This is a genomic window from Rhodococcus sp. 5G237 (genome assembly GCF_053764735.1).
The window spans coordinates 598,073-624,367 of record NZ_JBSNCD010000002.1 but is presented as its reverse complement, the minus strand read 5'-3'; the positions used below and the strand labels follow the sequence as shown (position 1 = coordinate 624,367).

The window sequence follows — 26,295 nt, the reverse complement described above, 5'->3', positions numbered from 1 at the left end:
AAACCACCCCGTCCATCACGAAATCGGAGTGTCGGCGCAGGTGACGGGCGATTTCGCGACCTGCCCCGAAGACGGGCCGGGGCCCGCACCGAGTCGGTGCGAGCCCCGCCGGAAGCATCGTCGGACGATCATTCCCCCACTGCGCGGGGAACGACGTAGTCGCCGGGCTCGTCGCCGACGTCGCCCGCTCGGACGTCGTATCCGTGGTCGATGCCGTAGTCGTCCTCGTAGCGATCGAGATGCTCGAACTCCGGATCCTCGTCGTCGACCTCGAGGACCACGGCCCCCGGGCGACGCAGGCGCTGCGGAACGTCGTCGTGTCCGCCGCGGGCCCCTGCACGGGACCGCTGCAGTCGCGCGAGCCGACGCCGCCGGATCTCCTGCTCGAGACGCACCTGGCGCCGCAAATAGAACAGGTAGGCGACGAGAGCCACTGCCGCGAGACCCGCGAGCCACCACATGACCGACGAGACGATCAGGGCGAGCGCCGACGTCATGATCGCGGCGATCAGCAGGCCGAGAACGGCCCGCTGACGGAATTCGTATCGCGCGGCGCTGGCGACCGCATCGGCGTGCGGGTCGAATCCGCCGCGACCTCGGCGCTGCGGTGCGTGTGCGCGCACGGGCTCACGGTCGGGTGCTGCTTCGTGGTGGACGTCGGCCTCGTCGGAATCGATCTCCGGCCTGTCGTCGAGTTCAGTGTTCATGCGGTCCTCCGCGGGGGTGCGGTGCGTGCGGTCACGACTCGGACGCCAATGAGGATCGCTGCGGTGTCCGGCGGCCGGCCCCCGAGGGGTGATCGGCTCGTCGTCTCCGCGGTGCAGAACTCGAGTTGCGAGAGCGGCGTCGGTCGTCTGCCGGATTCGAGGACGCTTCGTGACCAGCATGGGCACCAGAACGAACAACCACACGGCAACGAGCCCGATCCACAGAAGCGAGTTCGGCATCCGGTGGTCCTCCCTCCAGTCGTCGCCCTACCAGCCCGTCGACGCCACCGACCTACATGAGGCTAACGGCATCACTGCGCTTACCTGTACAGAAACGCCGACTCAATCGACTACAGAAGTCACTCGAGTCACGCGAAACCAACTGACACTTTCTTCACTCTAATCACAGAGATCCCACACGCGCTGGGGATTGTTACTCGAGTTGCGAGTAACCTGCGTTACATAACGGACGAACCCGACTCGAGACGAGAAGTGGTCAGGTCCAGGTCGCGCGACCGGCACGGACGAGACGGTCCGAGACCGAGCCCGGCACCTCCTCGACCGTCATCGCGACCAGCAGATGGTCGCGGAATCGGCCCTGGACGTCGAGGTAGCGCTTCAACAGACCTTCCTCGCGGAAGCCGACGTTGCGCAGCACCGCGCGACTGGGCTCGTTCTCGGGCCGCACGGTGGCCTCGACGCGGTGCAGCCCGACCGGGCCGAAGCAGTGGTCGAGCCCGAGGGCGACGGCGGCGGTCGCGACACCGAGGCCGTTGACCTCCTTCTCCACCCAGTAGCCGATCCAGGCCGAGCGCAGCGCTCCGCGCACGATGTTGCCCACCGTCAACTGACCGCAGAACCTGCCGTCCAGCTCGATGGCCATCGGCAGCATCAGGCCTTTGTGGGCCTCCGTACGCAGGCTCCGATAGAGCCCCGGCCACACCGAGATGTGGTGCCGCATGTCCCACGGCGCCTCACCGGTCGGCTCCCACGGCTCGAGATGCGCGCGATCACGCAGACGCAGGCGGCTCCATGCCGCGGCATCGCGCAGTCGGATCGATCGGACGGTCACCACGCCCCCGGCCACCCGCAGCGGCCCCAGTTCGGCCGGCCAGCCGGGATGACGGGACATCAACCACGCTGCCCGAGGAACGCCACGTCCACCGGATCTCCCGTGCGGATCTCGGAGACCTCGGGGTCGACGATGACGAGACAGTTCGCCTCGGCGAGGGTCGCGAGCAGGTGCGACGACGAGCCCGCGGCGCCGCCGAGCGCCTGCACGAGGTAGTCGCCCGTCGTCTCGTCGCGCATGAGCTGGCCGCGCAGGAAACCCTTGCGGCCGGGGATCGAGGTGATGGGGGCGACCGTGCGAGCCGAGACGACGCGGCGCATCGGCTGGCGCCGGCCGAGCGCGATGCGGATCAACGGCCGGACCATCACCTCGAAGACGACGAGCGCGCTCACCGGGTTGGCGGGCAGCAGGAAGGTCGGCACCTCGTCGCGGCCGAGACGTCCGAAGCCCTGAACCGAACCGGGATGCATCGCGATCCGCTCGACGCCCAGCTCACCGAGATCGGACAGTGCCTCGCGGACCTCCTCGAGCGCACCACCGCCCACGGCACCGGCGATCACGACGATCTCGGCGCGGATCAACTGGCCCTCGACGACCTCGCGCAGCCGCTTCGGATCGGTACTGGCGATCCCGACCCGGTTGACGTCGGCTCCGGCGTCGCGCGCAGCCGCGGCCAGCGCGTAGGAGTTGACGTCGTAGACCTGTCCCGGCCCGGGCGTGCGATCGACGTCGACGAGTTCGCCGCCGACGGAGATGACCGACAGTCGCGGCCGCGGATGGACGAGCACCTTGTCACGGCCGACCGCGGCGAGCAGACCCACCTGGGCCGCCCCGATGATCGTCCCGGCGCGCACCGCGATGTCGCCCGGCTGGACGTCGTCGCCGGTGCGACGCACGTAGTCGCCCGAACGCACCGGCTCGAGCACCTTGATACGCGCGGCACCACCGTCGGTGTTGTCGAGCGGCAGCACCGCGTCGGCGAGCGTCGGCAGCGGCGCACCGGTGTCGACGCGCACCGCCTGACGGGGCTGAAGACGGATCGGCTGACGCGAACCGGCACGCACCTCGCCCACGACCGGCAGCGTCACCTCGGCGGGCGCGGACCCGCCGTCGGTCTCGGCCGGGGCCTGGAGGTCGACGCTGCGCACGGCGTATCCGTCGATCGCCGCCTGGTCGAATCCGGGTAGGGGTCGCTCGGTGACCACTTCCTCCGCACACAGCAGACCCTGCGCCTCGGAAATGGCCACCCGGACCGGCCGGGGTGCGACTGCCGCCGCCGTGACCCTGGCCTGCTGATCCTCAACCGACCGCATACCGCTTCTCGTCCTCCAGCCCGTCCTGCAGTCAGCGCTTCAGGCGCTCGAGGAGCCACTCGCGCAGCGAGGGCCCGTACTCTTCCGTGTTCAACGCCGAGTCAACCGCAGCGCGCAGATAGCCCCCGGGATTTCCGAGGTCGTGTCGGGTGCCGCGGTGCACCACCACGTGGACGGGATGACCCTCGGAGATGAGCAGAGCGATCGCGTCGGTGAGCTGCAGTTCTCCCCCGGCTCCGGGCTCGATGCGACGCAGTGCGTCGAAGATCGCCCGGTCGAGCAGGTAGCGGCCGGCGGCGGCGAAGGTCGACGGTGCGTCCTCCACGGCCGGCTTCTCGACCATGCCGAGCACCTTGAGCACGTCGGGATTGGCGGCGTCCGGCACGACCTCGACGTCGAAGACGCCGTACGCGCTGACCTGATCCTTGGGCACGTCGATCGCACACAGCACGGAACCGCCACGCTTGGCGCGGACACGCTGCATCGTCTCCAGCACGCCCACCGGCAGCACGAGGTCGTCGGGCAGCAGCACGGCGATCGCGTCCTCGTCGGGATCGAGCGCCTCCTCGGCGCACGCCACGGCGTGACCGAGACCGAGCGGCTTCTCCTGAACCACGGACTCGACCTCGAGCAGCCCCTGGGCCTTGCGGACCTTGGCGAGGAGCTCGTACTTGCCCTTCTCCTCGAGCTTGGACTCGAGGACGAGGTCCTCGACGAAGTGCGCGACCACGCCGTCCTTGCCCGGCGCCGTCACGATGAGGAGGCGCTCGGCGCCCGACTCCGCGGCTTCACCCGCCACGAGCTCGATACCGGGCGTGTCGACCACCGGAAGGAGTTCCTTCGGAACCGTCTTGGTCGCGGGAAGGAACCGCGTCCCCATACCTGCTGCGGGGACAACCGCGGTCTTGAAATGCCGCGTGCCTCCGGTCGTACTGTTCGTCATAGACTCCCACCCTAAACTTCGGCCACCGAGGACGGTGGTTCGGCGATCGTAAGGCTCAGACATGCCCCCACCCCCGAAAGCGGTCTGGCGTGACCGCATTCTTACAGCTCGGCGCGAGCTGAGTGCCGCGAGGCGCAGAATCGAGGACACCGCGCTCGCCACGGTGGCCTCGACGCTCGTCCCGGCAGGGTCTGTGGTGTGCGCATATGTGCCGGTGGGTTCGGAGCCCGGATCGATCGCGCTCCTCGATGCTCTGACCGAGGCCGGCACGACAGTGCTCGTCCCGGTGACACGCACCGACGAACCGTTGTCGTGGGCCCGCTACATGGGCGAGAAGACACTGATGGCGGCGAATTTCGGGCTCCGCGAGCCGGGTGGTGAGATCCTCCCGCCCGAGGCGGTGGCGAAGGCCCACACGGTGCTCGTCCCGGCCCTCGCGGTGGACGCGCGGGGCGTGCGGCTCGGCCGCGGCGCCGGCTTCTACGACCGCACCCTGCACCTCGCCTCGCCCGACGCCGTGATCATCGCGGTGGTCCGCGACGAGGAGCTCGTCGACGAACTCCCCGAGGACCCCCACGACATCCGCATGGGATGGGCGCTGACACCCGGGAAAGGGCTGGTCCGGCTCGGTAGCGACGACCGTGCGGAACAACACACTCCCTAGCGCTGTTGGCACTGTCGGCGGTAGAGTGCCAAAACTGCAGTACGACGAATACTGCGGTTCGACGAACTGGCGGAGGATCAACCGGTGCCCACCTACTCATATGCCTGCACGGCCTGCGACAACAAGTTCGACATCGTGCAGTCCTTCAGCGACGACTCCCTGACCGAATGCCCGCAGTGCGAGGGCAAGCTGCGCAAGCTCTTCAACTCGGTCGGCATCGTGTTCAAGGGCAGCGGCTTCTACCGCACCGACTCCCGCAGCGGCAGCACCGCGAGCGAATCCGCGTCGACGAGCTCGAGCAGCTCCTCGTCGAGCGACAGCAGCTCGTCGTCGTCGAGCAGCACGTCCTCGGCTCCGGCGGCCGCCGCGAGCTGACCTTCCGGACTCCTTTGTCCACAGGCGGTCGAGTCATCCACAGACCGCCGTTTCCGAGAGCTCATCGGGGCCGACAGGGCATCCCCACCTTCTAGGTTCGGGGCATGCCCGTCGGCCCTTTCTCGTTCCTCCAGCGTGAGCGCGCGCGTCCGCACCGCTCGCGCTCTTCTGCGGGTGCCTCGCTGCAGCCCACGCTCCCCGACCGATTCGTCGAACTCCTCCGCCCCGGCTGGTCGCGCATCGTCCGGGCCCGCCGGATCGCGGCCGGACTCCTCGCCGTCCTGGCGGTGATCCTCGCGCTGCGCGGCGACCCCGACACCGATCGTGTGAGTGTCGTCGTCGCGGCTCGCGAGCTCGCACCCGGGCACACCCTCACAGCCGACGACGTTGCGCACGTGGAGCGCGATCGGTCCGCTCTGGTCGCCGGGACCCTGCACGACATCGACGACGCCGTGGGCCACACGCTCGCCGGCCCCGTGCCGGCCGGTGAACCCCTCGTGGATACCCGCCTTCTCGGTCCCCGTCTCGCCGTGGCCGCCACCGGATTCGCCGACGCCCGCGTGGTGCCCATCCGGCTCGCCGATGCCGGCGTGAGCGAACTGCTCCGCGAAGGCGACCGCGTCGACGTCCTCACGGTGACGGAGACCGACGACGGCCCCCTGCCCGGCGCACACGTCCTCGCCCGGGGTGCGGTGGTGGTGCTGGCCGAATCCGCCGGGTCGGCGCGGGATCGGAACGAGAGGGTCGTGCTGGTCGCGCTGGAACCCGAACCGGCCACGGCGGTCGCTGCGGCGTCGCTCGTGAGCGCGCTGACCGTCACGCTGCACTGAATGTCCCGGTGGTTACCGAGTGTCCCGGTCGTTTCCCCTGCACAATCGCCACGAGGAACCGACCTCGCGGTTTATCGTGTGGACGTCCGTGTGACCCACCTCATGTGCGCGGCTCCGGCGGACAGGCCGCGAGAAGGAGCACACCATGCTGAAGGGCTTCAAGGACTTCATATTGAGGGGCAACGTCCTCGATCTCGCCGTCGCGGTTGTGGTCGGTGCGGCATTCACGGCGATCGTCACAGCGTTCACCGCGAACATCATCGAGCCGCTCATCAGCGCGATCGGCGGCGACAACGAGATGGGCTGGGGTTTCCAGATCGTCAGCGGCAACCCGGAGACCTTCGTCAACATCGGCGCGGTGATCTCCGCGGCGATCAATTTCATCATCATCGCCGCGGTCGTGTATTTCGTGCTCATCGTCCCCGCCAACGCGGCGAAGAAGAAGTTCGTCACCGAACCGGAGGACAAGCAGGCCAGCGCCGAGGACCTGCTCATCCAGATCCGCGACATCCTCGAAGCCCAGGCCGCGCAGTCGGGTCAGGGTGGTGCGCACGCCAAGCCCAGCCCCGGGATCGAGTAGGTGCCCGACGACGAAAAAGACCGGGCCCGCTCGAGATTCGAGCGAGCCCGGTCTTCCGTGCCGTGTTCGGCGTGAGCCGGACGTCTACTACTTAGACGGTCCAGGGAGCGCCGTAGGTGGTGACGTTGTCGCCGTTGGCCGTGATGGCGCGGACGAACGGACGGACCTGGACGGCGCCGAGGACGCCGGAGGCGGTGCCGTGGACGTTGGCGAACTGAACGGTCTTGAAATCACCGTCGAACTCGCCCTCGGCGACGACGAGCTCCTCGATGCCCGGAGCCGGGGTCAGCTCGAGCTCGGCGTAGGCCTGCGGGAGGATGTCGGTGACCTTGACAGATCCGCCATCGCCGCCGATCGGGATACCCGAGAGTTCGAGCTGCGGGGTCGAGTAGGTGACGCCGATGGCACCGTCGATGCTGCCGGCCCATGCGAACTGGTAACCGAACTGGAAGGTGGTGCCCTCGGCGTCGGCTGCGCCGTCACCGACCAGGTTCACGGTGCCGCGGCCGTTGTGGAAGAACTCGCGGTTGAACGGGCTGCCACCGAGAGCCGGAACACCCTGGATGAAGGTGTCCTCCTGGGTCACGACGACCTCGACGCCGTCGGAGACGATGCGGTTCTGGTCGTTGACCTCGGCCGAAGCGGCGCCCGAGGCACCGAGGACCAGACCGAAGGCGGCGGCACCGGCGACGGCGGCGTTACGAGCGGCCTTGAAGCCACGCGACTTGATTCCCATGATTACTCCGTTTGTGGTGGTGGGGACTTCTTGCGGGATGGCGCGAAGCAGGACTAGAGGGTCCAGACCTGGCCGTAGGTGGTGACGTTGTCGCCGTTGCCGGTGATCACACGAACGAACGGGCGGACGGAGACCGGGCCGATGACGCCCGTGGCGGCACCGTGCACGTTGGCGATCTGGACTTCCTTGAAATCACCGTCGAACTCGGACTCTGCGACGACGACCTCGGCGATACCGGGCGCCTGGGTCAGCTCGATACCGACCGCGATACCGGGCAGCCCGCCGTTGACGTCGGTCTCGACGCCCGTGACTTCAAGGCCGTCCCCGGCCCCGGTCGACCGGTAGAGCTCATTGCCGTCGGCATCGAGTACCGGATTGCCGTCGGCGTCGAGCACCCGCTCGAACTGCTCCGGGGGTGCAGCGTCGACAGTGAAGGACGGATCCGGCGATTCCCAGCCGAAGGCGATCCCGCCGTCGATCGACGCGGTCCACGCGACCTGGTAGCCGAACTGGAAGGTCGAGCCCTCGAAGTCCGCAGCCTCCGGACCGACGATGTTGGCGATGCCGCGGCCGTTGTGGAACCACTCACGGCTCAGCGGGCTGCCGCCGATCGGGGGCACACCGTTGATGAAGGTGTCCTCCTGCGTGACGATGACCTCGTGGCCGTTGGAGACGATCCGGTTCTGGTCGTTGACCTCGGCACCTGCGGCGCCGGCCGATCCGAGAACCAGACCGGCCACAGCAGCTGCCGCCACCGTGGCGTTGCGGGCGGCCCTAAAGCCACGTCGCGTCTGAATCTTCATGAATGCCTCATCCGTTCTCTGCGTGCCGGGTTGCGCACCGCGTCCGACAACAAGTGGTCGCCCTGTCGCCCGCGGGTCGCTGTCCACAGCGAACACACCGGCGGATCAGCCGTCGGTGTGTCGGTTACGTCCATCGTCCGCACGGTCTTGCGTTACCGATTCGTGATCGAGCCCGGGCCGCTGGGCCCGGGCTCGACCGGTTTGAACCTGAGAGGGAGATTAGACCGTGACCTTTCCCAGAGCAACGGCTCGGAAATGTAACGCCGAGGGCTCGAGACGGCTCGTGAGACGCGTGGGAACACACAAAATGTTCACGAAACGGACACGTCGGCAATACACGCCGACACGCCGGAGAACATGCGCGCTGTATGGCGCATTTTTCGGTTTGCCCAGGTAGGGCGACTCGAGGCTTTCGCCCGCCATGCCTCGAAGGGTGCCCTCAGCGACCGCTTGGCGCCTCCGCGTCCCACATGGTGGATCATGCGGAGTTGAACGAAATGTTGCATCGCCGTTTCTTCACAGCCGACAACGAGTTCGAATCACCTCGAGAGCAACGCGACAAATGTGACACACATCACTAGCCCGAATGGTGTGGTGGTACCTGACGTCGCAGCCATTCGTCCGATCCGCCCTCGCGCGGATCGTTGTCCCGCCGTTCGTCGCGAGTGGTTTCGGGAAGCACGTCGCCGAAGATGCGCGCCAGCCGTGCCCGGTCGATCCGGGCACGGCTCTCACGCTTTGCTTCGGTCACCTCGTCGGGCTCCTGCGGGTCCGCAGGGTCGCCGGACATGGCGTCACTCCTCCATCCAGGACAGCTCTTCGATGACGTGCGCCGCGAGAGGAAGCAGGGTCGCCATCCCGTCGCGGATGGCGGGACGCGACGACGCGAGGTTCACCACGAGCGTCGATCCGGAGACGCCCACGAGACCGCGGGAGAGGCCGGCGTCGACGGCACCCGACGCCAGGCCCGACGAACGCAGCGCCTCGGCGATGCCGCGAATCTCGTGATCGAGCACGTCCTCGGTCGCGTCGGGCGTCACGTCGCGCGGGGTGACACCGGTGCCACCGACGGAGATCACCAGGTCGACACCGCCGATCACTGCGGTGTTGAGTGCATTTCGGATCTCGACCTCGTCGGCCGCGACCGTCACGACACCGTCGACCGCGAAGCCACCTTCGACGAGAAGCTCCGTGACCAGCGGGCCCGCGGAGTCCGGACTGTCGCCGTGGGAGACGCGGTCGTCGACGACGACGACGAGCGCGCGGCCTTTTCTGGGAGCTTCGAGTTCCATGAGGTCCACGGTAGTTTGCGGGTCGAGAGCATGCGGCTCTTGTACCGAAATGTGAGCTATGTCCATGTCGTCCCTCATCGTCCGGCGGAATCTGCGGTGGTCACGACGTCGACGGTGTTCTCCTCACCGTCGGCCGTGCGGTAGGTGATCTTCACGGTCTCGCCGGGAGCGCGGGAGCGGATCGCGGCGATGAGCGAGTCGCCATCGGTGATGACCCGCTCGTCGACGCGGACGATGAGTGCGTTGTTCGGGATGCCCGCACGATCGGCCGGCCCGTCGGGTACGACCTCCACGACGCGCGCGCCGTAGGCGTTGTCCCGGGACGGGACCTGGACACCGATGATCGAGTGCGTCGCCTGCCCGGTGTCGACGAGTTCCTGCGCGATGCGCCGGGCCTGCTCGACGGGGATCGCGAAGCCGAGGCCGATCGAGCCCGACTGTCCGCCGGCCGTGGCGATCGCGGTGTTGATGCCGACGAGGCGACCTTCCATGTCGACGAGCGCGCCACCGGAGTTGCCCGGGTTGATCGCCGCGTCGGTCTGGATCGCGTCGATGACCGACGCCTGGTTGGCGGTGTCCCCGCTCGTGGAGACGGGACGGTTGAGGGCCGAGACGATACCCGCCGTCACGGTGCTCTGGAGTCCGAGTGGCGAGCCGACGGCCACGACCTCCTGGCCGACCGCCAGGTTCTCGGCGCTGCCGAGTTCGATGGGCGTGAGGTCGGTGCGACCTTCCGTCCGGATGACGGCGATGTCCGAGACCGCGTCCGCGCCGACGACCGTCGCCGGTGCGGTGGAACCGTCCGAGAAGTAGACCGTCAGGCGCGCGCCCTGCCCGCCGCCCGCCACGACGTGGTTGTTGGTGAGAATCAATCCGTCCGAGGACAGGACCACACCCGAACCCTCACCGGCACCCGTGCGACCGAGGACCTCGATCCGCACGACGCTCGGCACGACCCTGTCGGCGACGGCCTGCACGCTGCCCTCGGGAGCGGCGGCGATCGTCTGTGTCTCGGGCCGCGGGGCGTCGAGGGAGTTGACGACCGGTCCGGAGGAGTCGCGCATCGACCACGCGCCGACCGCGCCACCGATGCCGCCGCTCACCAGCGCCAGTGCGATGGCACCGACGACGAGGGCGGAACGGCCGGGCATGCGATTCGATGCCGTGTGATTCGGTGCCGTGTGATTCGATCCCGGCGCCGGCGGCGGAGGTGCCGACTGCTGGGCGGCCTGCGCGTAGGGGTCGGTGTATCCACCGGGGCCGTACGGATGGGGTTGCGGTTGCGGTGCTCCCGCGCCGCGGGTGGGGTCCTCACTCATTCGTCACTTCGCCTTCGTCCGCCGGGGCCACCGGACGCATACGGGTCGACGTCGGCGTGCGGTGGCCGATCATGCGGGGTGCGTCGAGCACCTCCGCGCTTCTTCGTCCAGCATGGACCGGGCAGCTGAGAGTCGCCTCAGAAGTACCCGCGATTTTGCTGTCGAATTCATCCGATCTCGGTGGGGTGCGTCTCTCCGTCGAGGGTCGGTGTGCCGGGCAACACGATGCGGATCAGCGCGCCACCACGATCCGACCGTTCGACGGCGATCGTCCCGCCGTGCTTCGTGACCATCTGTCGCACGATGGCCAGTCCCAGACCGGATCCCGGCATCGACCGCGCGGTCGTCGCCCGGTAGAACCGCTCGAACACCAGCTCACGTTCCTCCTCCGGGATCCCCGGGCCGGCGTCGTCGACGGTCAGTTCCATCAGGCCACTGGCGATCTGCCGCATGTTCACGACGACGTCCTCCCCCGCCGGGCTCCACTTGGCCGCGTTGTCGAGGACGTTGACCACGGCGCGGGTGAGTCCGGCCTGGTCGCCGAAGACGAACCACTGCTCGGTGGTCGCCCGGAACTCGATGTCGGTACGCCGTCGACGCGCGCGTTCGAGACTGCGGTCCACCACCTCGGCGACGTCGACGACCTCGAAGACCGTCTCCGGCGCCTCCTCACGGGCGAGGTCGACGAGATCACCGACGAGCGTCGACAATTCCTCGATCTGGCCGATGACGTCGGCCCGCAACTCGGCCATGTCCTCGTCGGGCAGGCTCGGTGCACCGGGACGGCTCGCCGCGATGAGCAGTTCCATGTTGGTCCGCAGTGAGGTCAGCGGTGTCTTCAGTTCGTGACCGGCGTCGGCGACCAGCCGGCTCTGCCGTTCCCGCGACTCGGCGAGCGCACGCAGCATCATGTTGAAGCTCTCGGTGAGACGGGCGAGCTCGTCGTGGCCGGTCACCCGGATCGGCCGCAGGTCGTCGGTGCGGGCGACCCGCTCGGCGGCGGCGGTGAGCCGGGCGACGGGACGCAGACCCGTGCGGCCGACCGTCGCACCCACGGCGGCGGCGAGCACCACCCCGCAACCGCCGACGATGAACAGCACACTCGCCAGGCGGTTGAGGATCTCGACGGTGGGACGCAGTCGCTGCGCGATCACGACCGTGCTGCCGTCGGGCATGCGCTGGGCCAGTACGCGCTGCTGGGCGACGGTGCGAAGCGACGCCTCACGGTCGCCCTCGGCCACCGCCAGTTCGGATTCGCCGATGGGGACCGACGAGCCCGGCGGCACGTACCTGCCGAGATCCGGGTAGATCAGGGCGACGCTGATGTCGGAGCTGTAGAGCTGGGCCCCGCCGATATAGCGCGGGTCGTAGGTGATGAGGGTGCTCGACTCGACGAGCGCGGCGGCCCGCGCCCGCAACTGGGTGTCGACCTCCGAGTACAACGCCCGCGAGACGACGGCGTAGGCCGCGATGGAGGTGACGGCGACCGCAAGCGCCACCGCGCCGGCCGCGAGGAGCGTGACGCGGGTGCGCAGCGGCACCGAGCGGGTCAGAAGAAGAGGTGGTCGCATCGGGTCGCTCACGGCGGGGTTTCGCGCAGCACGTACCCGACGCCGCGCACCGTGTGGATCAGGCGCGGTTCTCCACCGGCCTCGGTCTTGCGTCGCAGGTACCCCACGTAGACCTCGAGGGCGTTGCCGGAGGTCGGGAAGTCGTAACCCCACACCTCCTCGAGGATGCGGCTGCGCGTGAGCACCCTCCGCGGGTTCGCCATGAGCATCTCCATCAGGGAGAACTCGGTACGGGTGAGGCTGATCTGCCGGTCACCGCGGGTGACCTCGCGGGTCGCGGGGTCGAGGCTGAGGTCGGCGAACCGCAGCACCTCGTCGGCGGACGAGTCCGGGTCGGGCGCGGCACGACGCAGCAGCGCCCGCAGCCGCGCGAGCAGTTCCTCGAGCGCGAACGGTTTCGGCAGGTAGTCGTCGGCGCCCGCGTCGAGACCCGCGACGCGCTCGGACACGGAGTCGCGCGCGGTGAGGACGAGGATCGGCAGGTCGTCGCCGGTGCTGCGCAGCCGGCGGCACACCTCGAGACCGTCGACGCGCGGCATCATCACGTCGAGCACCATCGCATCCGGACGCGACGCCGCGACCTGCTCGAGGGCGTCCTGCCCATCCGTCGCGAGGTCGACCGTGTATCCGTTGAAGCTCAGTGACCGGCGCAGCGACTCCCGCACCGCACGGTCGTCGTCGACCACCAGAATGCGCATGATCACCATTGTGGCCTGCCCCTACTGAGAGCGCGCTGAGAACCCGCGGTGGCCGGCGGGCTCTACGACTCAGTCGGTCCGGGGATCGACCTCACCCCTGTGCACGGCCTCGACGAGCCTGCGGGGCACCTTCACGGTCGTTCCGTCGACCGTGACCGGCACGAGATCGGGGACCTTCGCCGTCCACTGCGACCGGCGATGACGGGTGTTCGAGCGGGACTTCCTGCGTTTGGGGACTGCCATGTCGTTCTCCTTCGATATCGGGAGGTTCGGGGATCAGGGTCGGCGCCGGCCGTACTTGCGCTCGAACTTCTCGACGCGACCGGCGGTGTCGAGCAGGCGGGCGGCGCCCGTCCAGAACGGGTGCGAGTCGCTCGTGACGTCGACGACGATCAGCGGGTAGGCAAGGCCGTCCGACCAGACGGTCGTGCGTTCGGATGTCGCGGTGGAGCGGGTCAGGAAGGTGGCGCCGCTGTTGGCGTCCCGGAAGACCACGGGGTGGTAGTCGGGATGCAGGGCCGGTTTCATCGGTGTTCCTCTCTCTCGTTGTCGCGGCGGTCTGCCGGGAGGTCGTCACATGGGTCTTCGTGGAATCGACCGAAGGGGTCGTGCCAGGTCGGCCACAGGTCAGGGCGGTCGAACTCGTCGTCGGTCACGACTGCCTCACGCAGGGTGCGGTCGATGAGATCCGGGTCGGCGTCGTGGACGAGGACGACGATGCTCGTGTCCCGGTCGCCGTAGCGTTCGTCCCAGCGCAGCGACGCCATCGCGCGGCGTTCCGCCGGGATCTCGCGCTGTTGCTCGGGAGTCATCGACACGAGCCACGGCCCGGCATGAGCGATCCGCAGTCCGCCACCGGCGGATTCGACGAGCAGCGCATTGTCGGGTTGGGTGGCGACCCACAGTCGCCCTCGGGCGCGCACGACGCCGTCGAGCAGCACGTCGATCGCGTGGTGGAGACGTTCCGGATGGAACGGCCGGTCGGCGGAGAACTCGACGAGGCGGATTCCGCAGTCGTCGTCGAGGGGCGGTTGACCTCGTAGGAGAGGCGAGTGCGCCCCGTCGACCGTCCCCCGACGGGCGGTGGCGGGTATCTCGCGGAGGAGCCGCTCGACGTCCGGTTCCCCCGCCCACGCGATCGGCGCGTCCGGGGCGAGTCGGGTGAGCACCGCGTGCAGGCGTGCCTGCTGCCAGCCGTCCGCTCCCGGAAGCACCACCAACGCATCGGCGAACTCGACCTGGCCGACGACGACCTGCGCCAGGGTGCGGTCGTCGTCGACACGCTCGTTCAGTTCGTCGTCGCCCGTCGCGTCCTCGAGCCAGGTCGCGGCGTCGAGGCAGGTCACGACGCCGTCCACTCGGACATCGAGGGACGCGGGTCCGTCGACACGACCGACGATCCCGCTCACCACGACATGTTCGACTGCCCAGCACAGTGCCTCGGGTTCGAGTTGCGGGTCGAGGTGCAGCACGATCCGGTCGACGCTGCTGTAGTCGCGCATGCGGCGCAGAAGCGGCAGCAGATCCTCGCGCAGCGTGCAGGAGACGCACCCGTGCGCGAGTTCGAGGATCTCGCTGCGCTCGCCCTCGACGGTGAGCACGGAGCGGCGGAGTACGCCCTGGTCGAGACCGGACAGGTCGTGGTGGACGACCGCGGTGCCCGGACGCAGGAGCGACCGCGCGGCCTGCGCAGTCCGTCCGCGCCATCCGCAGACGATGACGAGCGGCGTCCTGGTGTCCACAGGACTCCTTTCGATAACGATTGTCATTAACGACATCAAAGCGTACAGTCGGCAACGCAGTTTGTCGAAAATGATTGTCGTTACCTATGAAAGGAGCCGACGTGTCGGCCACGTGCCAACTCACCGGACGGCGTCCCGGTTTCGGGAGATCCGTATCGCACTCCCATGTCCGCACCAGCCGGCGGTGGAACCCGAACATCCAGCGCAGAACCTATTTCGTGCCCTCACTCGGTCGCCGGGTCACGCTGAACCTGTCGACCAAGGGCATCAAGATCGTCGACCGCGACGGCATCGAGAGCGTCGTCGCACGTCTGCGTGTCCGTGGGGAGAAGTTCTGATGGCAGCACGCAGCGAGATCCGGCCCATCGTCAAGCTTCGCTCCACCACCGGGACCGGCTACACCTACGTCACCCGGAAGAACCGCCGGAACGATCCCGACCGTCTCGTCCTGCGCAAGTACGACCCCGTGCTGCGCAGACACGTCGACTTCCGCGAGGAGAAGTAGTCGTGGCGAAGAAATCGAAGGTCGCACGCAACGAGCAACGGAAGGCGATCGTGGCCCGGTACGCCGAGCGCCGCGCGGAACTGAAGGAGGTCGTGCGCCGACCGTCGTCCTCGCCCGAGGAGCGCAGCGAAGCCCAGCGGGCACTGCAGCGTCTACCCCGCGACGCCAGTCCGGTACGATTGCGCAATCGAGACGCTGCGGACGGCCGCCCGCGCGGCCACCTGCGAAAGTTCGGGCTCTCACGAGTGCGTGTGCGTGAACTCGCCCACCGCGGGGAACTACCCGGCGTCCACAAGTCGAGCTGGTGAGGAGCGAGATATGGCAGTCAAGCGAGGACCGTCGAAGAAGTCGCGTGCCGTAGAGGGACGCAAACCCAAGAAGAACCCCCTCTTCGCGGCGAAGATCGAGTACGTCGACTACAAGGACGTCAACCTGCTCCGCACCTTCATCTCCGACCGCGGCAAGATCCGCAGCCGTCGCGTCACGGGCCTGACCCCGCAGCAGCAGCGTCAGGTCGCCGTCGCGGTGAAGAACGCCCGCGAGATGGCTCTGCTCCCCTACGTCAGCAGCAAGTAGGTCGTAGCTTCCGACGCCGCCTCTCCCCATCGGGAGGGGCGGCGTCGTCATGTGTGCACCCGAGACCGACGTTGTTCGCGAAAATCTGCCGAGAACCGCAAACAACATCGGTCCCGACCCTCGCTTCGGTCCGATGACGAGGAGACGTCCCAGAGTCCTTAGACTAGGCAACCGTGTCGGGTGTGATCGCGGGGTTCAGTGTCATCTTCGTGATCATCGCCATCGGCTTCACGCTGGGGCGCCTGGGCACTCTCGGGCACGAGGCGCAGACGGTGCTCAGCCGGCTCGTCTTCTTCGTCGCCACCCCCGCGCTGCTGTTCGACGTGCTCGCGACGTCCGACCTGTCGGTGATCTTCTCTCCCAATCTCTACATCGCGGCGGCCACGGCGTTCGCCGTCGCGATCGTGCACTTCGTCGTCGCGAAGCTCTGGCTGCGACGTGCAGTTCCCGAGGCGACCATCGGCGCGCTGTGCGCCGGCTACGTCAACTCCGCGAACCTCGGCATCCCCATCGCCGTGTTCGTGCTCGGCGACGCGTCGTTCGTCGCGCCCCTGTTGTTGTTCCAGATCGTCGTGCTCTCCCCCATCGCGCTGACGATGCTCGACCTGTCGACGATGCGCGCCGGTGTCTCGCGCCTCGACACCCTGCTCGCGCCGTTCAAGAACCCCATCGTCCTGGCCGCCGCGGCCGGACTCGCCATCGCGATCAGCGGATGGACGCCTCCCGAGGCGTTGCTGCAGCCGTTCCATCTGCTCGGCGGCGCGTCGGTGCCCGGTGCGCTGCTCGCGTTCGGGTTGTCGCTGCAGGGCGTCCGGGTGCTCGAGAAGGGAACGAGCCCGCGTCGCGACATCGCGCTCGCCTCGGTGCTCAAGATCCTCGCCCAGCCCGTGCTCGCGTATCTGATGGGGCGATTCGTGTTCGGACTCGACGGCCACGCACTGTTCGCCGTCGTGGTGGTCGCCGCGCTGCCGACCGCGCAGAACGTCTTCGTCTACGCCAGTGCCTACGGTCGCGGCACGGTGCTCGCCCGCGACGCCGCACTCGTCACCACCCTCGCCTCCATCCCTGCGATCGGCGTGACCGCCGCCCTGCTGGCGTGATGAACACGCGACACGGGAATACCGTGGGAACCATGCGTTCCGTCGTCCGTGCCTGCCGGGGAATCACCGTCCTCGCGATGTGCCTGCTCATCGCAGCCTGCGGGTCGAGTTCGAGTACACCGGACGTACCGGCGCTGCCCGAGGAACCGGTTCCGGCAGGGGCGACGGTGTTCTCGCCGCGACCCGACATCGTCGACGCGCATCCGCTGACGATCCTGTCGTGGTCGCGGGTGAGCGACGACCGGATCGCCCTGCACTTCGAGACGGGCACCCCCGAGTGCTTCGGCGTCGACGCGACCGTCACCGAAACGGACGACACGGTGACGGTGACGCTCCTCGGCGGCACGCTGCCGGAGATGCAGGACCGCATGTGCATCATGGTCGCCGTCGTCGGCATCCTCGAGGTCTCCTTGCAGTCGCCGCTCGGCGACCGGGTCGTGACGGCCGGCGCCTGACATATGCCGCATCCTCCGCGTCACTGGCTGCTGTATCTGTGCTTGTCCACGGCCCTGCTGCACGCGGCATTCCAGTCGATCCGCGTCCTGGTCTCCTACCGGATCCTCGCTCTCGGCGGTGACGCGACGACCATCGGCGCCGTCACGGCGCTCTACGCCGTCGTTCCGCTGATCGCGGCGGTGCGGATGGGACGTGCCGTGGACCGCGGGCACGCGACCGCCATTCTCCGTTCGGGCATCGTCGTCACCACGGTCGGCGCCGGGTTGATCGCTCTCAGTTCGGGATTGCTGGTGCTCGCCGCCGGCAACGTCGTGCTCGGTCTCGGGCAGTTGCTCGTCACGGTGTCGGGGCAAGCGTTCGTGTCGATCCTGTCGCCGCCGGGCCGGCTGGATCGCGGGTTCGCCGGTCTGACGCTGGGTGTGTCGGTCGGGCAGGCCGTCGGTGTGCCCGTCTCCGGCGTGATCGCCGCGACCACCGGCGACGGCAGCGGATCCGTCGAGACCACCGGAGCGTTGCTGGTCATGACGGTGGTTTCGCTGCTCTCCCTGCCGCTGGTGCTGGGGCTTCGCGAGCCGCCCGGCTCCGGTCGCACCGCGGAGGACGGCGCGCCCCAGTCGATCCTGTCGATGCTCGCCACGAAGGGCATGAAGCCCGCGATGTTGTCGAGCCTGGTGGTCCTCGCTTCGGTCGACCTCGTCGTGGCCTACCTGCCGTTGCTCGGTGAGCAGTTCGGGTTCGGCGTCCTCCTGGTGTCGATCCTGCTCACCGCCCGCACCGTGGCGTCGATCGTCTCGCGCGCCCTGCTGCCGTGGGCGCTGCGCCGGATTCCGCGCAGGTGGCTGCTCGTCTCCGCGACCGCCGGGACCATCGTGCCTGTCGCGCTGCTGCCGCTCGTGCCGAACCCGTGGGTCATCGGCGCGTTGCTCGCCGTGTGCGGAATGTTCTGGGGCGTCGGCCAACCCCTGACCATGACGTGGGTCGTCGAACTCGTCGCACCGTCCGACCGCGCGTCGGCGCTGGCCGTACGGTTGACCGGCAACCGTCTCGGGCAGGTCGCGGTGCCCATGGCCGCCGGCGCCATCGCCGGGGTCGCCGGTGTCGCGTCGATCTTCTGGGTGACCGCTGCCCTGCTGTCCGCCGCCGCGACGACCACCTGGAGATCGGTGCGCCGCTGAGTGCTTACGACCGCCGACGGGCCCGCACGTAGTCGGCGACGACCGCTGCCCCGAGACCGTCGACGTCGGGCGCGACCACCCGTCCCCCGACGCGACGCGCCAGCACGTCGACGACCCGCGCGAGCCCCGGATCGCTGCCGAGCCGGAAGATCGTGACCTGGGTGCCGAGCCGCGCAACGTGGTCGAGTTCGCGCACCGTCAGCCCCAGAGTGCGTGCGCTCGGCGGGTAGTCGAAAGCCGCGAAGCCGTCCGGTTCGAGATGCGCGGTGGGTTCACCGTCGGTGACGACGAAGACCACCGGCTGCGCGTTGGGATGACGACGCAGATGACGACCCGCGAGCATCAGGGCGTGGTGCAGATTGGTGCCCTGCTCGTAGACGCCGTCGAGCCCGGCGAGTTCGGGCGCCGACACCACACGGGCATGCCGGCCGAACGCGATGAGCTGCAGCGCATCCCCGCGGAAGCGCGTGGACACGAGGTGGTTCAACGCGAGGGCCGTGCGTTTCATCGGCACCCAGCGACCGTCCATGACCATCGAGAACGACGTGTCGACGAGCAGCGCGACCGCCGCCTGCGTCCGCTGTTCGGTCTCGATCACCTCGACGTCCTGCACCGACATCCGCACCGGCAGGCCGGGACTGCGCAGGGTCGCGTTGGTGAGGGTCCGCACGACGTCCCACGGTTCGGTGTCGCCGAACTCCCACGTCTTCGACGCGCCGGTGGGTTCGCCGAGCACACCCGCCCGCCGCGACTCGCGTTGCCCCGTACGCGACGAGATGCGGTTGACGACGTCGCGCAGGGCCGCTTCGCCGAGTCGGCGCATGGCCTTGGGCGACAGTCGCCACTGCCCGTCGGCACCCCGGTCGAAGAAGCCCTGCCGCTGCAGTTCCTTCTCGAGTTCGGCGAGAGTACGGGCATCGGCCGCGGCCTCGGGCCCGAGATGCCGGGCGAGCGCGTCGAGGTCGATGTCGTCGAGGGACGCCCCGGCGTACTGCTGCGACAGCTGCTCGGTGAGCTGGTCGAGTTCGGACAGCTCCTGCAGCGCCGAGGTGGCCTCACCGAGACCCATGCCCTGTTCGCCGCGCACCTGCTCGGAGCCGGTCCAGTCCTCGCCGGGACGCGCGGCACGCAGGTGACCGTCGAGACGGTCGAGCCGGCTCATCAGATCCGAGGATCCGAACGCCTGCTGCGCGAGCGCATCGAGTTCGTCGCGCTGCTCGGGGGTGAGCGAGTTGCGCAGCCGCTGCGCCGCCGCTGCCCGCTGTGCGAGGGAGTCGAGCAGTTCCTCCACGTTCTGTGGGTTCTCCGGGAAGAACTCACCGTGCTCGGACATGAACTGCTCGAAGTCCTCCTCGGTGTCCTCACCGCGGGAGTGCTTGTCGAGCAGCTCGTTGAGGTCGTCGAGCATCTCCGAGATGCGTTGCCGGTCCTCGTCGGTGGCCCGCTCGAGCGCCTGCTTCATCCCGGCGAAGCGCTGGTCGAGCATCTCTCGGCCGAGCAGGTCGCGGATCTTCTCGTAGTCCTGCCGGGCCTGCGCGCTGCGCCAGTCGTAGTCGGCGAGTTCCTGCACGGCCTGCGCCGTCGACGGCGGCAGTTCCTCGATCCGCATCTCCGCGAACCGCGCGTCGTCGTCGAGGGCGCGGGCCAGTTCCTTGCGTTCCTCGAGCACGGCGCGGTCGAGGAGTTCGCGCACCTCGCGCAGGGTGCCGTCGAGGTTGGTGCGATCGAGCAGCTGACGCCGACGCCGGTTCGCCTGCGCGGCAAGCTTGTCGAGGCCACGCATGCCGTCCTGCCCGCGACGCAGCAACTCCCGCAGGGCGCGTTTGGGTGACGCGCCGGCCATGACGTCGTCGCCGATCGCGGCGAGCGCGTCGCGCAGGTCCACCGGTGGGGCGAGCGGATCGCCCCCGGTATACGGACCGTAGCGGGCCGACCTGCTCATCGGGAGTACACCGCCGAGCCGTCGTCGCCGGTGTCCTTGGCGATGCGCCGTGCCAGATACAGACCCTCGAGGGCGAGTTCCACTGCCGCGGCGCGGGTTCCGGTGTCGGTGGCACCGAGCCGTTCGGCAACGGCGTCGAGGACGGGCAGTTCGGGGAGTTCGTCGAGCAGCACCTTCGCAGTGATCCGCTCACCGGTGACCACCGGATCGCCCTGTTCGACGGCGGCGACCAGCGGCCCGAGGTCGACGCCCGCGAGCCGCGAGCGGGCGGTCTCGGCCGTGGCACGCCGGAGGAGGTGGTCGAGAATCTCGAATTCCCTTCCCTCCTCCCCGGATTCGAACTCGACCTTGCCGCGGAGCACCTCGACGACCGTGCCGAGGTCGACGGGACGCGCGACCGGATCGTCCTCACCGAGGACCGCACCGCGGTGCAGGGCCGCAGCCGAGACGGTCTCGGCACCGGCGACGGCGAACCGTGCCGAGACACCGGAACGTTGGTCGACGGAGGTCGATTCGCGCAGCAACCGCGTGAACCGGGCAAGGATCTCGAAGAGATAGTCGGGCACGCGGGACTGCAGGTGCGCTTCCTGCTCGATGACGGCGATCTCGTCCTCGAGCCGCGTCGGATAGTGCGTGCGGATCTCCGCGCCGAAACGGTCCTTGAGTGGGGTGATGATGCGACCGCGGTTCGTGTAGTCCTCGGGGTTCGCGCTCGCGACGAGCAACACGTCGAGAGGCAGACGCAGCGTGTAGCCGCGGACCTGGATGTCGCGCTCCTCCATGACGTTGAGCAGCGACACCTGGATGCGTTCGGCGAGATCGGGCAGTTCGTTGACGGCGACGATGCCGCGATGCGCGCGGGGCACGAGACCGAAGTGGATCGTCTCCGGGTCGCCGAGGCTGCGACCCTCGGCGACCTTCACGGGATCGACGTCGCCGACGAGGTCGGCGACCGAGGTGTCGGGCGTCGCGAGCTTCTCGGCGTACCGCTCGCTGCGGTGCCGCCACGCGACGGGCAGGTCGTCGCCGAGTTCGGCGGCACGACGGATCGACGCCGGGGTGATGGGCTCGTAGGGGTGCTCGCCGAGTTCGGAGCCGGCGATGACCGGGGTCCACTCGTCGAGCAGCAGCGGCAGGGTACGCAGCAGGCGCGTCTTGCCCTGGCCGCGTTCGCCGAGCAGGACCACGTCGTGGCCGGCGATGAGGGCGCGTTCGAGTTGCGGGACGACGGTGTCCTCGAAACCGAGGATGCCGGGCCACGGATCGGTACCGTCGCGCAGCGCAGCGAGCAGGTTGTGCCGGATCTCGTCCTTGACGGACCGTTGCACGTGGCCGGAGGCGCGGAGCTCGCCGACCGTGGAGGGGCGCGGTGTGGGTGACGTCACCTCACCCAAGGTACGACCGAACCGCCGTTTCGGCATCCGCGATCCCGCGACCGGTCCGCCTACACTCGCCGCATGGACACCTGGATCCTGGCGGCCCTGCTCGGGCTGGGGCTCGCGGCCGCCACCGGGCTGCGCACCTTCCTGCCGCTGCTGCTCCTGTCGGCCGCGGTCCACTTCGAACTCTTCGGGGTCGTCCTCAACGAATCGATGCAGTGGCTCGGGTCCACCTCGGCGCTCGTCGCCCTGACGATCGCCACCGCCGTGGAGGTCGTCGCCGACCTCGTGCCGTTCGTGGACAACGCACTGTCCGCCCTCGGCACGGTGACCCGGCCGGTCGCGGGTGCGCTCGCGGCGTGGGCGGCCTTCGCGAGCCTCGATCCCGCGATGGCGGCACTCGCGGGCATCGTCATCGGCGCCCCGACCGCCCTGGCGGTGAGCACGGCGCAGACGGGCACGCGGGTCGCGAGCACGGCGACCACCGCCGGTTTCGGCAACCCGGTGCTGTCGATCGTCGAGAGCGTCACCTCGTTCGTCACGTCGCTGATCGCGTTGCTCGCTCCCCTGCTCGTCGTCCCGCTGCTGGCGCTGTTCGGATGGCTCGGCGTACGGGGCTACCGCAGGGTGCGCCGGGCCCGTTCGTCGCGCACGAAACCGACGCCACACCGCGGCGCCCTCGATACGGGTCGGTCCGGCGACTTCTGATAGACACATGACATGTCGGACACCGAGATCACCTTTTCCAGCGGCGACGTGACCCTGCACGGCAGCCTGCGGGTCCCCGTCTCCATGAGGGGTCCGGTGCCCGCCGTGCTGCTGCTCGCCGGCAGCGGTCCCACCGACCGCAACGGCGACAGCGCACTGCTCCCCGGATCGATCGGCACCCTGCGGCACCTCGCCGACGTGCTCGAACGAAAGGGCTTCGCGAGCCTGCGGTACGACAAGTTCGGCAGCGGCGTGACCGGGCTCGGCCCGTACAGCGTCGACGACGTCGCCGATCTCGGCTTCTCGACGTTCATCGACGGTGCCGCCGACGCGCTCGCCTTCCTCGGTTCGCAGCGCGGGGTCGACCCGGAGCGGCTCTACGTCGTCGGGCACAGCGAAGGCGCGCTGATCGCGCTGTCGCTCGCCCAGGACAACGACTCGATCGCCGGACTCGGCCTGCTCGAACCGCTCGCCGTGCGCCTGCTCGACCTGCTGACCGCCCAGATCGACGCACAGCTCGACGCCGTCGTCGCCGCGGGACAACTTCCCGTCCAGATCGCCGACGAACTGCGGGTCGCGCTCACCGGCGCGGTCGAGTCGCTCCGCGCCGACGGCACCCTCAGCGACACTCTCCCCGAGCCGCTGCGCAACGCCGGGCTCGTCCCCGCCAACGCGAAGGCACTCGCCGAGGAGGACGCGCTCGATCCGCGGATGCTCGCCGCACAGGTCGCCGGCGACCTGCCGGTGCTCACCGCGGTCTCGTCGAAGGACATCCAGGTGCGGGTCGAGGACGTCGACGCGCTCGACGCGGCACTCGTCCACACCCGCCTGACGTCGCTGCGCATGACACGCACCAACCACGTCCTCAAGGACATCGGCGACCAGCAGTCGACGGGCGCCGATTACGTCGCCGACCTGCCCTTCTCCGACGAGTTCACGTCCGGTTTCGAGGCCTGGGTCGACAAGCTGAGGGGCTGAGCACCCGCCCCTACGCACGGACGACGCGGAAATAACAAATGTCCATTCCGCGTTGTTCGTGTATGGTCATCCGTTAACCAACTGGTTCACATGAGAAAGGTACGGTCCGATGCGATACAAGCACATGTACGTAGCCGATTGTTCCGTACCGTTTTCTCACTTCTTCTTCCACTTCGCGGCGGAGCGATCCCGAGAATAGAAGTCACACGACGACTCGTTCTCGGGCACTCGGGGCACATACGCCCCGGGTGCCCTTTCTCTATCCCCGACCGCGACCCGTACAAGATCACCTCGACAGGAGAAACACCATGAAACTGCGAATCGAATCCGGCGGCACCGTGTCGACCGAACTGCCCGACGACCTCACCGGTCACGCCATCACCATCGACCTGAGCCGGGTCGGCGGTACCGAGAGCGGCGCCGCCTCCGCGGATCTCATCCGCGAACTGCTCGACCGTGGCGCCGCCAAGCTGGTCATCTCCGAGGGCCGCGGCAAGCGCACCGTCGAACCCACCGCACACGACAACGGCACCCACGCGCACGCCGCCTGAGCGACGGTGCGCGCGGGTGCCGCGCGTGGTGTTCGTGACTAGTGCGCGAAGTGCCGTGCGCCGGTGAGGTACAGCGTCACGCCGGCCTCGCGAGCGGCCTCGATGACCTCGTTGTCGCGCACCGAGCCACCCGGCTGCACGATCGCCTTCACGCCGGCCTCGGTCAGCACCTGCAGACCGTCGGCGAACGGGAAGAAGGCATCCGACGCGGCCACCGACCCGGCGACACGATCGCCCGCACGGGTCACGGCGAGTCGCGCCGAGTCGACGCGGTTGACCTGACCCATGCCCACACCGACGGTCGCGCCGCCCGAGGCCAGCAGGATCGCGTTGGACTTCACGGCACGGCATGCGCGCCAGGCGAATTCGAGATCGCGCAGCGTGGCCTCGTCGGCGGCCTCGCCGCACGCGAGCTGCCAGTTGGCGGTGGAGTCGCCGTCCGCGGTGAGCACGTCGCGCTCCTGCAGGAGCAGTCCGCCGGAGATCTGACGGATCTCGACCGGAGCCGACTTCGGCGAATCGGCGCGCAGGATGCGGATGTTCTTCTTGCGGGAGAGCACGTCGACGGCACCGTCGGCGTACGACGGGGCGATGATCACCTCGGTGAAGATCTCGGCGACCTGCTCGGCCATCTCGACGCTCACCTCACGGTTCGCGGCGATGACGCCACCGAAGGCCGAGACCGGATCGCACTCGTGCGCGTTGCGGTGCGCGGTGGCGATGTCGTCGGCGATCGCGATGCCGCACGGATTGGCGTGCTTGATGATCGCGACACACGGCTCGCTGTGATCGTGCGCGGCGCGCCAAGCGGCGTCGGCGTCCTGGTAGTTGTTGTAGGACATCTCCTTGCCGTGGAACTGCTCGGCCTGCGCGAGCCCCGGCTCGCCCGCCTCGTTCACGTACAGGGCCGCGGCCTGGTGCGGGTTCTCGCCGTAGCGAAGGACGTTCGAGCGGGTCCAGGTCGCGCCGGTCCACGCCGGGAACTGCGACTCGTCGCCCTCGGGCGCCGCGTAACCGCTGTTCATCCAGCTCGCCACCGCGACGTCATAGGCGGCGGTGTGCTGGAACGCCTGCGCGGCAAGACGCTTGCGCTGCTCGAGGGTGAAACCGCCACCCTCGACGGCGGCGAGCACGTCACCGTAGGCAGCCGGGTCGACGACGACCGCAACCGACGGGTGGTTCTTCGCCGCGGCGCGCACCATCGACGGGCCACCGATGTCGATCTGCTCGACGCACTCGTCGGGGCTCGCACCCGAGGCGACCGTCTGCGTGAACGGGTAGAGGTTCACGACGACGAGCTCGAACGCCTCGATGCCCAGATCGGCGATCTGGTCGAGGTGGTCCTGCTTGCGGGTGTCGGCGAGGATGCCGGCGTGCACGCGCGGGTGCAGGGTCTTCACCCGGCCTTCGAGGCACTCGGGGAAGCCGGTCAGTTCCTCGACCTTCGTCACCGGCACGCCTGCGTCGGCGATGGTCTTGGCCGTGGAGCCGGTCGAGACCAGCTCGACACCTGCCGCGTGGAGCCCTGTCGCCAGCTCCACCAGCCCGCTCTTGTCGTACACGCTGACCAGCGCGCGGCGCACAGTCTTACGTTCGGTCACCGGGGATCACGGCCTTTCGTCCATCGGAAACAACTCCACGGGTGGCGACGGCGGCGACCATCTCGGCCAGCAGCCGTCGCTCCACAACCTTGATGCGCTCGTGCAGGGTGTCCTCGTCGTCGTCGTCGAGCACCTGCACGGCTTCCTGCGCGAGGATCGGGCCTGTGTCGACGCCCCCGTCGACGAGATGCACCGTCGAACCGGTGATCTTGACGCCGTAGGCAAGGGCGTCGGCAACGGCGTGCGCGCCGGGGAACGACGGCAGTAGCGCGGGATGAGTGTTGATGATGCGGCCGGCGAACCGCTCGAGGAAGGCCGAACCCAGGATCTTCATGAAGCCCGCGGACACCACGAGGTCGGGTTCGTGGGCGGCGACCGCGTCGGTCAGCGCGCGGTCCCACGAAGTGCGGTCCTCGAAGTCGCGCAATGCGACGCGGAACGACGGGATGCCTTCGTCGGCGGCGTGCCCTTCGGCGGGACATTGGCGATCGACACCGACAGCGACGACCGTCGCGGGATATCCGTCGGTTCGGGTGGCGTCGAGCAGCGAACGCAAGAGGCTGCCCGTGCCCGAGGCGAGGACGACGAGCCGCGCCGGCGCGGTGGGCGGCAGCTGGTCACGCGAGGCAGTCAGGGTCCACTCCTGTGAAGTCGAGGTGGGTCGGCCGATCGACCGGCC

At 68.8% G+C, this 26,295-nt stretch carries 32 protein-coding genes; 14 read left to right on the top strand and 18 right to left on the bottom strand.

Annotated elements, in window-relative coordinates:
* Nucleotides 1–128: 128 nt before the first annotated feature.
* The 4 genes from sepX to ACWPOC_RS06330 form a co-directional block, all read right to left on the bottom strand.
* Entirely contained in the window at nucleotides 129–947 is an 819-nt protein-coding gene (sepX, locus tag ACWPOC_RS06345; protein ID WP_120281671.1) for a divisome protein SepX/GlpR, read from the bottom strand.
* A gap of 256 nt (nucleotides 948–1,203) precedes the next feature.
* Complete coding sequence (locus ACWPOC_RS06340; RefSeq protein WP_120281670.1) at nucleotides 1,204–1,839, bottom strand: GNAT family N-acetyltransferase; 636 nt, start codon at nucleotides 1,837–1,839, stop codon at nucleotides 1,204–1,206.
* On the bottom strand, nucleotides 1,839–3,092 hold the full coding sequence (gene glp / locus ACWPOC_RS06335) for a molybdotransferase-like divisome protein Glp (protein ID WP_120281669.1): 1,254 nt from the start codon (nucleotides 3,090–3,092) through the stop codon (nucleotides 1,839–1,841). Before glp ends, ACWPOC_RS06340 begins: the two co-directional genes overlap by 1 nt.
* A 31-nt stretch (nucleotides 3,093–3,123) precedes the next feature.
* Entirely contained in the window at nucleotides 3,124–4,035 is a 912-nt protein-coding gene (locus ACWPOC_RS06330) for a UTP--glucose-1-phosphate uridylyltransferase (RefSeq protein ID WP_016692916.1), read from the bottom strand.
* Between the two features lie 61 nt (nucleotides 4,036–4,096).
* Here ACWPOC_RS06330 and ACWPOC_RS06325 point away from each other — a divergent pair, with 61 nt between their 5' ends.
* From ACWPOC_RS06325 to mscL, 4 genes are all read left to right on the top strand, one after another.
* The gene (locus tag ACWPOC_RS06325; protein WP_455408211.1) at nucleotides 4,097–4,699 is read left to right on the top strand and encodes a 5-formyltetrahydrofolate cyclo-ligase; all 603 of its coding nucleotides are present in this window, start codon (nucleotides 4,097–4,099) and stop codon (nucleotides 4,697–4,699) included.
* 84 nt (nucleotides 4,700–4,783) lie between these two features.
* A complete protein-coding gene (locus tag ACWPOC_RS06320) occupies nucleotides 4,784–5,074 on the top strand; it encodes an FmdB family zinc ribbon protein (protein WP_106200504.1) in 291 nt (96 codons plus the stop codon).
* Nucleotides 5,075–5,178: 104 nt separating this feature from the next.
* On the top strand, nucleotides 5,179–5,904 hold the full coding sequence (locus ACWPOC_RS06315) for an SAF domain-containing protein (protein WP_455408210.1): 726 nt from the start codon (nucleotides 5,179–5,181) through the stop codon (nucleotides 5,902–5,904).
* Between the two features lie 145 nt (nucleotides 5,905–6,049).
* Nucleotides 6,050–6,484 (top strand): large-conductance mechanosensitive channel protein MscL, encoded by a 435-nt coding sequence (gene mscL, locus ACWPOC_RS06310; RefSeq protein WP_455408209.1) that lies wholly within the window; start codon nucleotides 6,050–6,052, stop codon nucleotides 6,482–6,484.
* A gap of 91 nt (nucleotides 6,485–6,575) precedes the next feature.
* Here the strand turns inward: mscL and ACWPOC_RS06305 are convergent, their stop codons facing one another.
* From ACWPOC_RS06305 to mrf, 10 genes are all read right to left on the bottom strand, one after another.
* Nucleotides 6,576–7,220, bottom strand: a complete 645-nt coding sequence (locus ACWPOC_RS06305) for an MspA family porin (RefSeq protein WP_455408208.1) — start codon at nucleotides 7,218–7,220, stop codon at nucleotides 6,576–6,578.
* 53 nt (nucleotides 7,221–7,273) lie between these two features.
* Nucleotides 7,274–8,023 carry an MspA family porin gene (locus ACWPOC_RS06300; protein ID WP_455408207.1) on the bottom strand — a complete coding sequence of 250 codons (750 nt, stop codon included), beginning with the start codon at nucleotides 8,021–8,023 and terminating at the stop codon, nucleotides 7,274–7,276.
* A gap of 577 nt (nucleotides 8,024–8,600) precedes the next feature.
* Nucleotides 8,601–8,813 (bottom strand): hypothetical protein, encoded by a 213-nt coding sequence (locus ACWPOC_RS06295; protein ID WP_106200509.1) that lies wholly within the window; start codon nucleotides 8,811–8,813, stop codon nucleotides 8,601–8,603.
* A gap of 4 nt (nucleotides 8,814–8,817) precedes the next feature.
* Nucleotides 8,818–9,315: a MogA/MoaB family molybdenum cofactor biosynthesis protein gene (locus ACWPOC_RS06290; protein WP_006553786.1), complete on the bottom strand. Its 498-nt coding sequence runs from the start codon at nucleotides 9,313–9,315 to the stop codon at nucleotides 8,818–8,820.
* Nucleotides 9,316–9,389: 74 nt separating this feature from the next.
* Nucleotides 9,390–10,634, bottom strand: coding sequence for a S1C family serine protease (locus ACWPOC_RS06285; RefSeq protein ID WP_455408206.1), 1,245 nt, complete (start codon nucleotides 10,632–10,634; stop codon nucleotides 9,390–9,392).
* A gap of 167 nt (nucleotides 10,635–10,801) precedes the next feature.
* Nucleotides 10,802–12,205, bottom strand: a complete 1,404-nt coding sequence (locus ACWPOC_RS06280) for an ATP-binding protein (RefSeq protein WP_455408246.1) — start codon at nucleotides 12,203–12,205, stop codon at nucleotides 10,802–10,804.
* 8 nt (nucleotides 12,206–12,213) lie between these two features.
* The gene (locus ACWPOC_RS06275; protein WP_088899223.1) at nucleotides 12,214–12,903 is read right to left on the bottom strand and encodes a response regulator transcription factor; all 690 of its coding nucleotides are present in this window, start codon (nucleotides 12,901–12,903) and stop codon (nucleotides 12,214–12,216) included.
* A gap of 69 nt (nucleotides 12,904–12,972) precedes the next feature.
* Nucleotides 12,973–13,146 carry a 50S ribosomal protein L32 gene (gene rpmF / locus ACWPOC_RS06270; RefSeq protein ID WP_016694296.1) on the bottom strand — a complete coding sequence of 58 codons (174 nt, stop codon included), beginning with the start codon at nucleotides 13,144–13,146 and terminating at the stop codon, nucleotides 12,973–12,975.
* A gap of 33 nt (nucleotides 13,147–13,179) precedes the next feature.
* A complete protein-coding gene (locus tag ACWPOC_RS06265; RefSeq protein ID WP_120281660.1) occupies nucleotides 13,180–13,431 on the bottom strand; it encodes a type B 50S ribosomal protein L31 in 252 nt (83 codons plus the stop codon).
* Nucleotides 13,428–14,645, bottom strand: coding sequence for a ribosome hibernation factor-recruiting GTPase MRF (gene mrf / locus ACWPOC_RS06260; RefSeq protein WP_455408205.1), 1,218 nt, complete (start codon nucleotides 14,643–14,645; stop codon nucleotides 13,428–13,430). Before mrf ends, ACWPOC_RS06265 begins: the two co-directional genes overlap by 4 nt.
* 101 nt (nucleotides 14,646–14,746) lie before the next feature.
* On the opposite strand from mrf, the gene rpmB reads away from it, so the two are divergent.
* The 7 genes from rpmB to ACWPOC_RS06225 all read left to right on the top strand — a co-directional run bounded on the left by rpmB (nucleotide 14,747) and on the right by ACWPOC_RS06225 (nucleotide 18,457).
* Nucleotides 14,747–14,983, top strand: coding sequence for a 50S ribosomal protein L28 (gene rpmB / locus ACWPOC_RS06255; protein WP_258259763.1), 237 nt, complete (start codon nucleotides 14,747–14,749; stop codon nucleotides 14,981–14,983).
* Nucleotides 14,983–15,150: a 50S ribosomal protein L33 gene (gene rpmG / locus ACWPOC_RS06250; RefSeq protein ID WP_455408204.1), complete on the top strand. Its 168-nt coding sequence runs from the start codon at nucleotides 14,983–14,985 to the stop codon at nucleotides 15,148–15,150. Before rpmB ends, rpmG begins: the two co-directional genes overlap by 1 nt.
* Before the next feature lie 2 nt (nucleotides 15,151–15,152).
* The gene (gene rpsN / locus ACWPOC_RS06245) at nucleotides 15,153–15,458 is read left to right on the top strand and encodes a 30S ribosomal protein S14 (protein WP_455408203.1); all 306 of its coding nucleotides are present in this window, start codon (nucleotides 15,153–15,155) and stop codon (nucleotides 15,456–15,458) included.
* Between the two features lie 10 nt (nucleotides 15,459–15,468).
* Nucleotides 15,469–15,726, top strand: a complete 258-nt coding sequence (gene rpsR, locus ACWPOC_RS06240; protein ID WP_006553776.1) for a 30S ribosomal protein S18 — start codon at nucleotides 15,469–15,471, stop codon at nucleotides 15,724–15,726.
* 173 nt (nucleotides 15,727–15,899) lie between these two features.
* Entirely contained in the window at nucleotides 15,900–16,826 is a 927-nt protein-coding gene (locus ACWPOC_RS06235) for an AEC family transporter (RefSeq protein ID WP_026061586.1), read from the top strand.
* 32 nt (nucleotides 16,827–16,858) lie between these two features.
* Nucleotides 16,859–17,281: a hypothetical protein gene (locus ACWPOC_RS06230; protein WP_455408202.1), complete on the top strand. Its 423-nt coding sequence runs from the start codon at nucleotides 16,859–16,861 to the stop codon at nucleotides 17,279–17,281.
* 3 nt (nucleotides 17,282–17,284) lie between these two features.
* Nucleotides 17,285–18,457 carry an MFS transporter gene (locus tag ACWPOC_RS06225; RefSeq protein ID WP_455408201.1) on the top strand — a complete coding sequence of 391 codons (1,173 nt, stop codon included), beginning with the start codon at nucleotides 17,285–17,287 and terminating at the stop codon, nucleotides 18,455–18,457.
* A 4-nt stretch (nucleotides 18,458–18,461) separates the two neighbouring features.
* Here the strand turns inward: ACWPOC_RS06225 and ACWPOC_RS06220 are convergent, their stop codons facing one another.
* Entirely contained in the window at nucleotides 18,462–20,399 is a 1,938-nt protein-coding gene (locus tag ACWPOC_RS06220; protein ID WP_455408200.1) for a VWA domain-containing protein, read from the bottom strand.
* On the bottom strand, nucleotides 20,396–21,784 hold the full coding sequence (locus ACWPOC_RS06215) for an ATP-binding protein (protein WP_088899247.1): 1,389 nt from the start codon (nucleotides 21,782–21,784) through the stop codon (nucleotides 20,396–20,398). Before ACWPOC_RS06215 ends, ACWPOC_RS06220 begins: the two co-directional genes overlap by 4 nt.
* A gap of 72 nt (nucleotides 21,785–21,856) precedes the next feature.
* Here ACWPOC_RS06215 and ACWPOC_RS06210 point away from each other — a divergent pair, with 72 nt between their 5' ends.
* The 3 genes from ACWPOC_RS06210 to ACWPOC_RS06200 all read left to right on the top strand — a co-directional run bounded on the left by ACWPOC_RS06210 (nucleotide 21,857) and on the right by ACWPOC_RS06200 (nucleotide 24,015).
* Nucleotides 21,857–22,486 (top strand): DUF4126 domain-containing protein, encoded by a 630-nt coding sequence (locus ACWPOC_RS06210; protein WP_120281652.1) that lies wholly within the window; start codon nucleotides 21,857–21,859, stop codon nucleotides 22,484–22,486.
* A 12-nt stretch (nucleotides 22,487–22,498) separates the two neighbouring features.
* Complete coding sequence (locus ACWPOC_RS06205; protein WP_120281651.1) at nucleotides 22,499–23,464, top strand: alpha/beta hydrolase; 966 nt, start codon at nucleotides 22,499–22,501, stop codon at nucleotides 23,462–23,464.
* Nucleotides 23,465–23,772: 308 nt separating this feature from the next.
* A complete protein-coding gene (locus ACWPOC_RS06200) occupies nucleotides 23,773–24,015 on the top strand; it encodes a hypothetical protein (protein ID WP_006553768.1) in 243 nt (80 codons plus the stop codon).
* A 38-nt stretch (nucleotides 24,016–24,053) separates the two neighbouring features.
* On the opposite strand, the gene purH is transcribed toward ACWPOC_RS06200, so the two are convergent.
* Both purH and purN read right to left on the bottom strand, forming a co-directional pair.
* A complete protein-coding gene (gene purH / locus ACWPOC_RS06195; RefSeq protein ID WP_447815650.1) occupies nucleotides 24,054–25,616 on the bottom strand; it encodes a bifunctional phosphoribosylaminoimidazolecarboxamide formyltransferase/IMP cyclohydrolase in 1,563 nt (520 codons plus the stop codon).
* Nucleotides 25,603–26,250: a phosphoribosylglycinamide formyltransferase gene (gene purN, locus ACWPOC_RS06190; RefSeq protein WP_225623810.1), complete on the bottom strand. Its 648-nt coding sequence runs from the start codon at nucleotides 26,248–26,250 to the stop codon at nucleotides 25,603–25,605. Before purN ends, purH begins: the two co-directional genes overlap by 14 nt.
* Nucleotides 26,251–26,295 lie beyond the last annotated feature (45 nt).

Coding starts and splice junctions, on each gene's coding strand:
- glp (WP_120281669.1), bottom strand. CDS start 3,092: ATGCGGTCGGTTGAGGATCAGCAGGCCAGGGTCACGGCGGCGGCAGTC.
- ACWPOC_RS06340 (WP_120281670.1), bottom strand. CDS start 1,839: ATGTCCCGTCATCCCGGCTGGCCGGCCGAACTGGGGCCGCTGCGGGTG.
- ACWPOC_RS06220 (WP_455408200.1), bottom strand. CDS start 20,399: ATGAGCAGGTCGGCCCGCTACGGTCCGTATACCGGGGGCGATCCGCTC.
- ACWPOC_RS06315 (WP_455408210.1), top strand. CDS start 5,179: ATGCCCGTCGGCCCTTTCTCGTTCCTCCAGCGTGAGCGCGCGCGTCCG.
- ACWPOC_RS06225 (WP_455408201.1), top strand. CDS start 17,285: ATGCCGCATCCTCCGCGTCACTGGCTGCTGTATCTGTGCTTGTCCACG.
- ACWPOC_RS06230 (WP_455408202.1), top strand. CDS start 16,859: ATGCGTTCCGTCGTCCGTGCCTGCCGGGGAATCACCGTCCTCGCGATG.
- mscL (WP_455408209.1), top strand. CDS start 6,050: ATGCTGAAGGGCTTCAAGGACTTCATATTGAGGGGCAACGTCCTCGAT.
- rpsR (WP_006553776.1), top strand. CDS start 15,469: ATGGCAGTCAAGCGAGGACCGTCGAAGAAGTCGCGTGCCGTAGAGGGA.
- ACWPOC_RS06290 (WP_006553786.1), bottom strand. CDS start 9,315: ATGGAACTCGAAGCTCCCAGAAAAGGCCGCGCGCTCGTCGTCGTCGTC.
- ACWPOC_RS06200 (WP_006553768.1), top strand. CDS start 23,773: ATGAAACTGCGAATCGAATCCGGCGGCACCGTGTCGACCGAACTGCCC.
- ACWPOC_RS06210 (WP_120281652.1), top strand. CDS start 21,857: ATGGACACCTGGATCCTGGCGGCCCTGCTCGGGCTGGGGCTCGCGGCC.
- rpmG (WP_455408204.1), top strand. CDS start 14,983: ATGGCAGCACGCAGCGAGATCCGGCCCATCGTCAAGCTTCGCTCCACC.
- sepX (WP_120281671.1), bottom strand. CDS start 947: ATGCCGAACTCGCTTCTGTGGATCGGGCTCGTTGCCGTGTGGTTGTTC.
- ACWPOC_RS06280 (WP_455408246.1), bottom strand. CDS start 12,205: ATGCGACCACCTCTTCTTCTGACCCGCTCGGTGCCGCTGCGCACCCGC.
- rpmF (WP_016694296.1), bottom strand. CDS start 13,146: ATGGCAGTCCCCAAACGCAGGAAGTCCCGCTCGAACACCCGTCATCGC.
- ACWPOC_RS06265 (WP_120281660.1), bottom strand. CDS start 13,431: ATGAAACCGGCCCTGCATCCCGACTACCACCCCGTGGTCTTCCGGGAC.
- ACWPOC_RS06325 (WP_455408211.1), top strand. CDS start 4,097: ATGCCCCCACCCCCGAAAGCGGTCTGGCGTGACCGCATTCTTACAGCT.
- ACWPOC_RS06330 (WP_016692916.1), bottom strand. CDS start 4,035: ATGACGAACAGTACGACCGGAGGCACGCGGCATTTCAAGACCGCGGTT.
- ACWPOC_RS06305 (WP_455408208.1), bottom strand. CDS start 7,220: ATGGGAATCAAGTCGCGTGGCTTCAAGGCCGCTCGTAACGCCGCCGTC.
- ACWPOC_RS06285 (WP_455408206.1), bottom strand. CDS start 10,634: ATGAGTGAGGACCCCACCCGCGGCGCGGGAGCACCGCAACCGCAACCC.
- ACWPOC_RS06275 (WP_088899223.1), bottom strand. CDS start 12,903: ATGCGCATTCTGGTGGTCGACGACGACCGTGCGGTGCGGGAGTCGCTG.
- ACWPOC_RS06295 (WP_106200509.1), bottom strand. CDS start 8,813: ATGTCCGGCGACCCTGCGGACCCGCAGGAGCCCGACGAGGTGACCGAA.
- ACWPOC_RS06205 (WP_120281651.1), top strand. CDS start 22,499: ATGTCGGACACCGAGATCACCTTTTCCAGCGGCGACGTGACCCTGCAC.
- ACWPOC_RS06300 (WP_455408207.1), bottom strand. CDS start 8,023: ATGAAGATTCAGACGCGACGTGGCTTTAGGGCCGCCCGCAACGCCACG.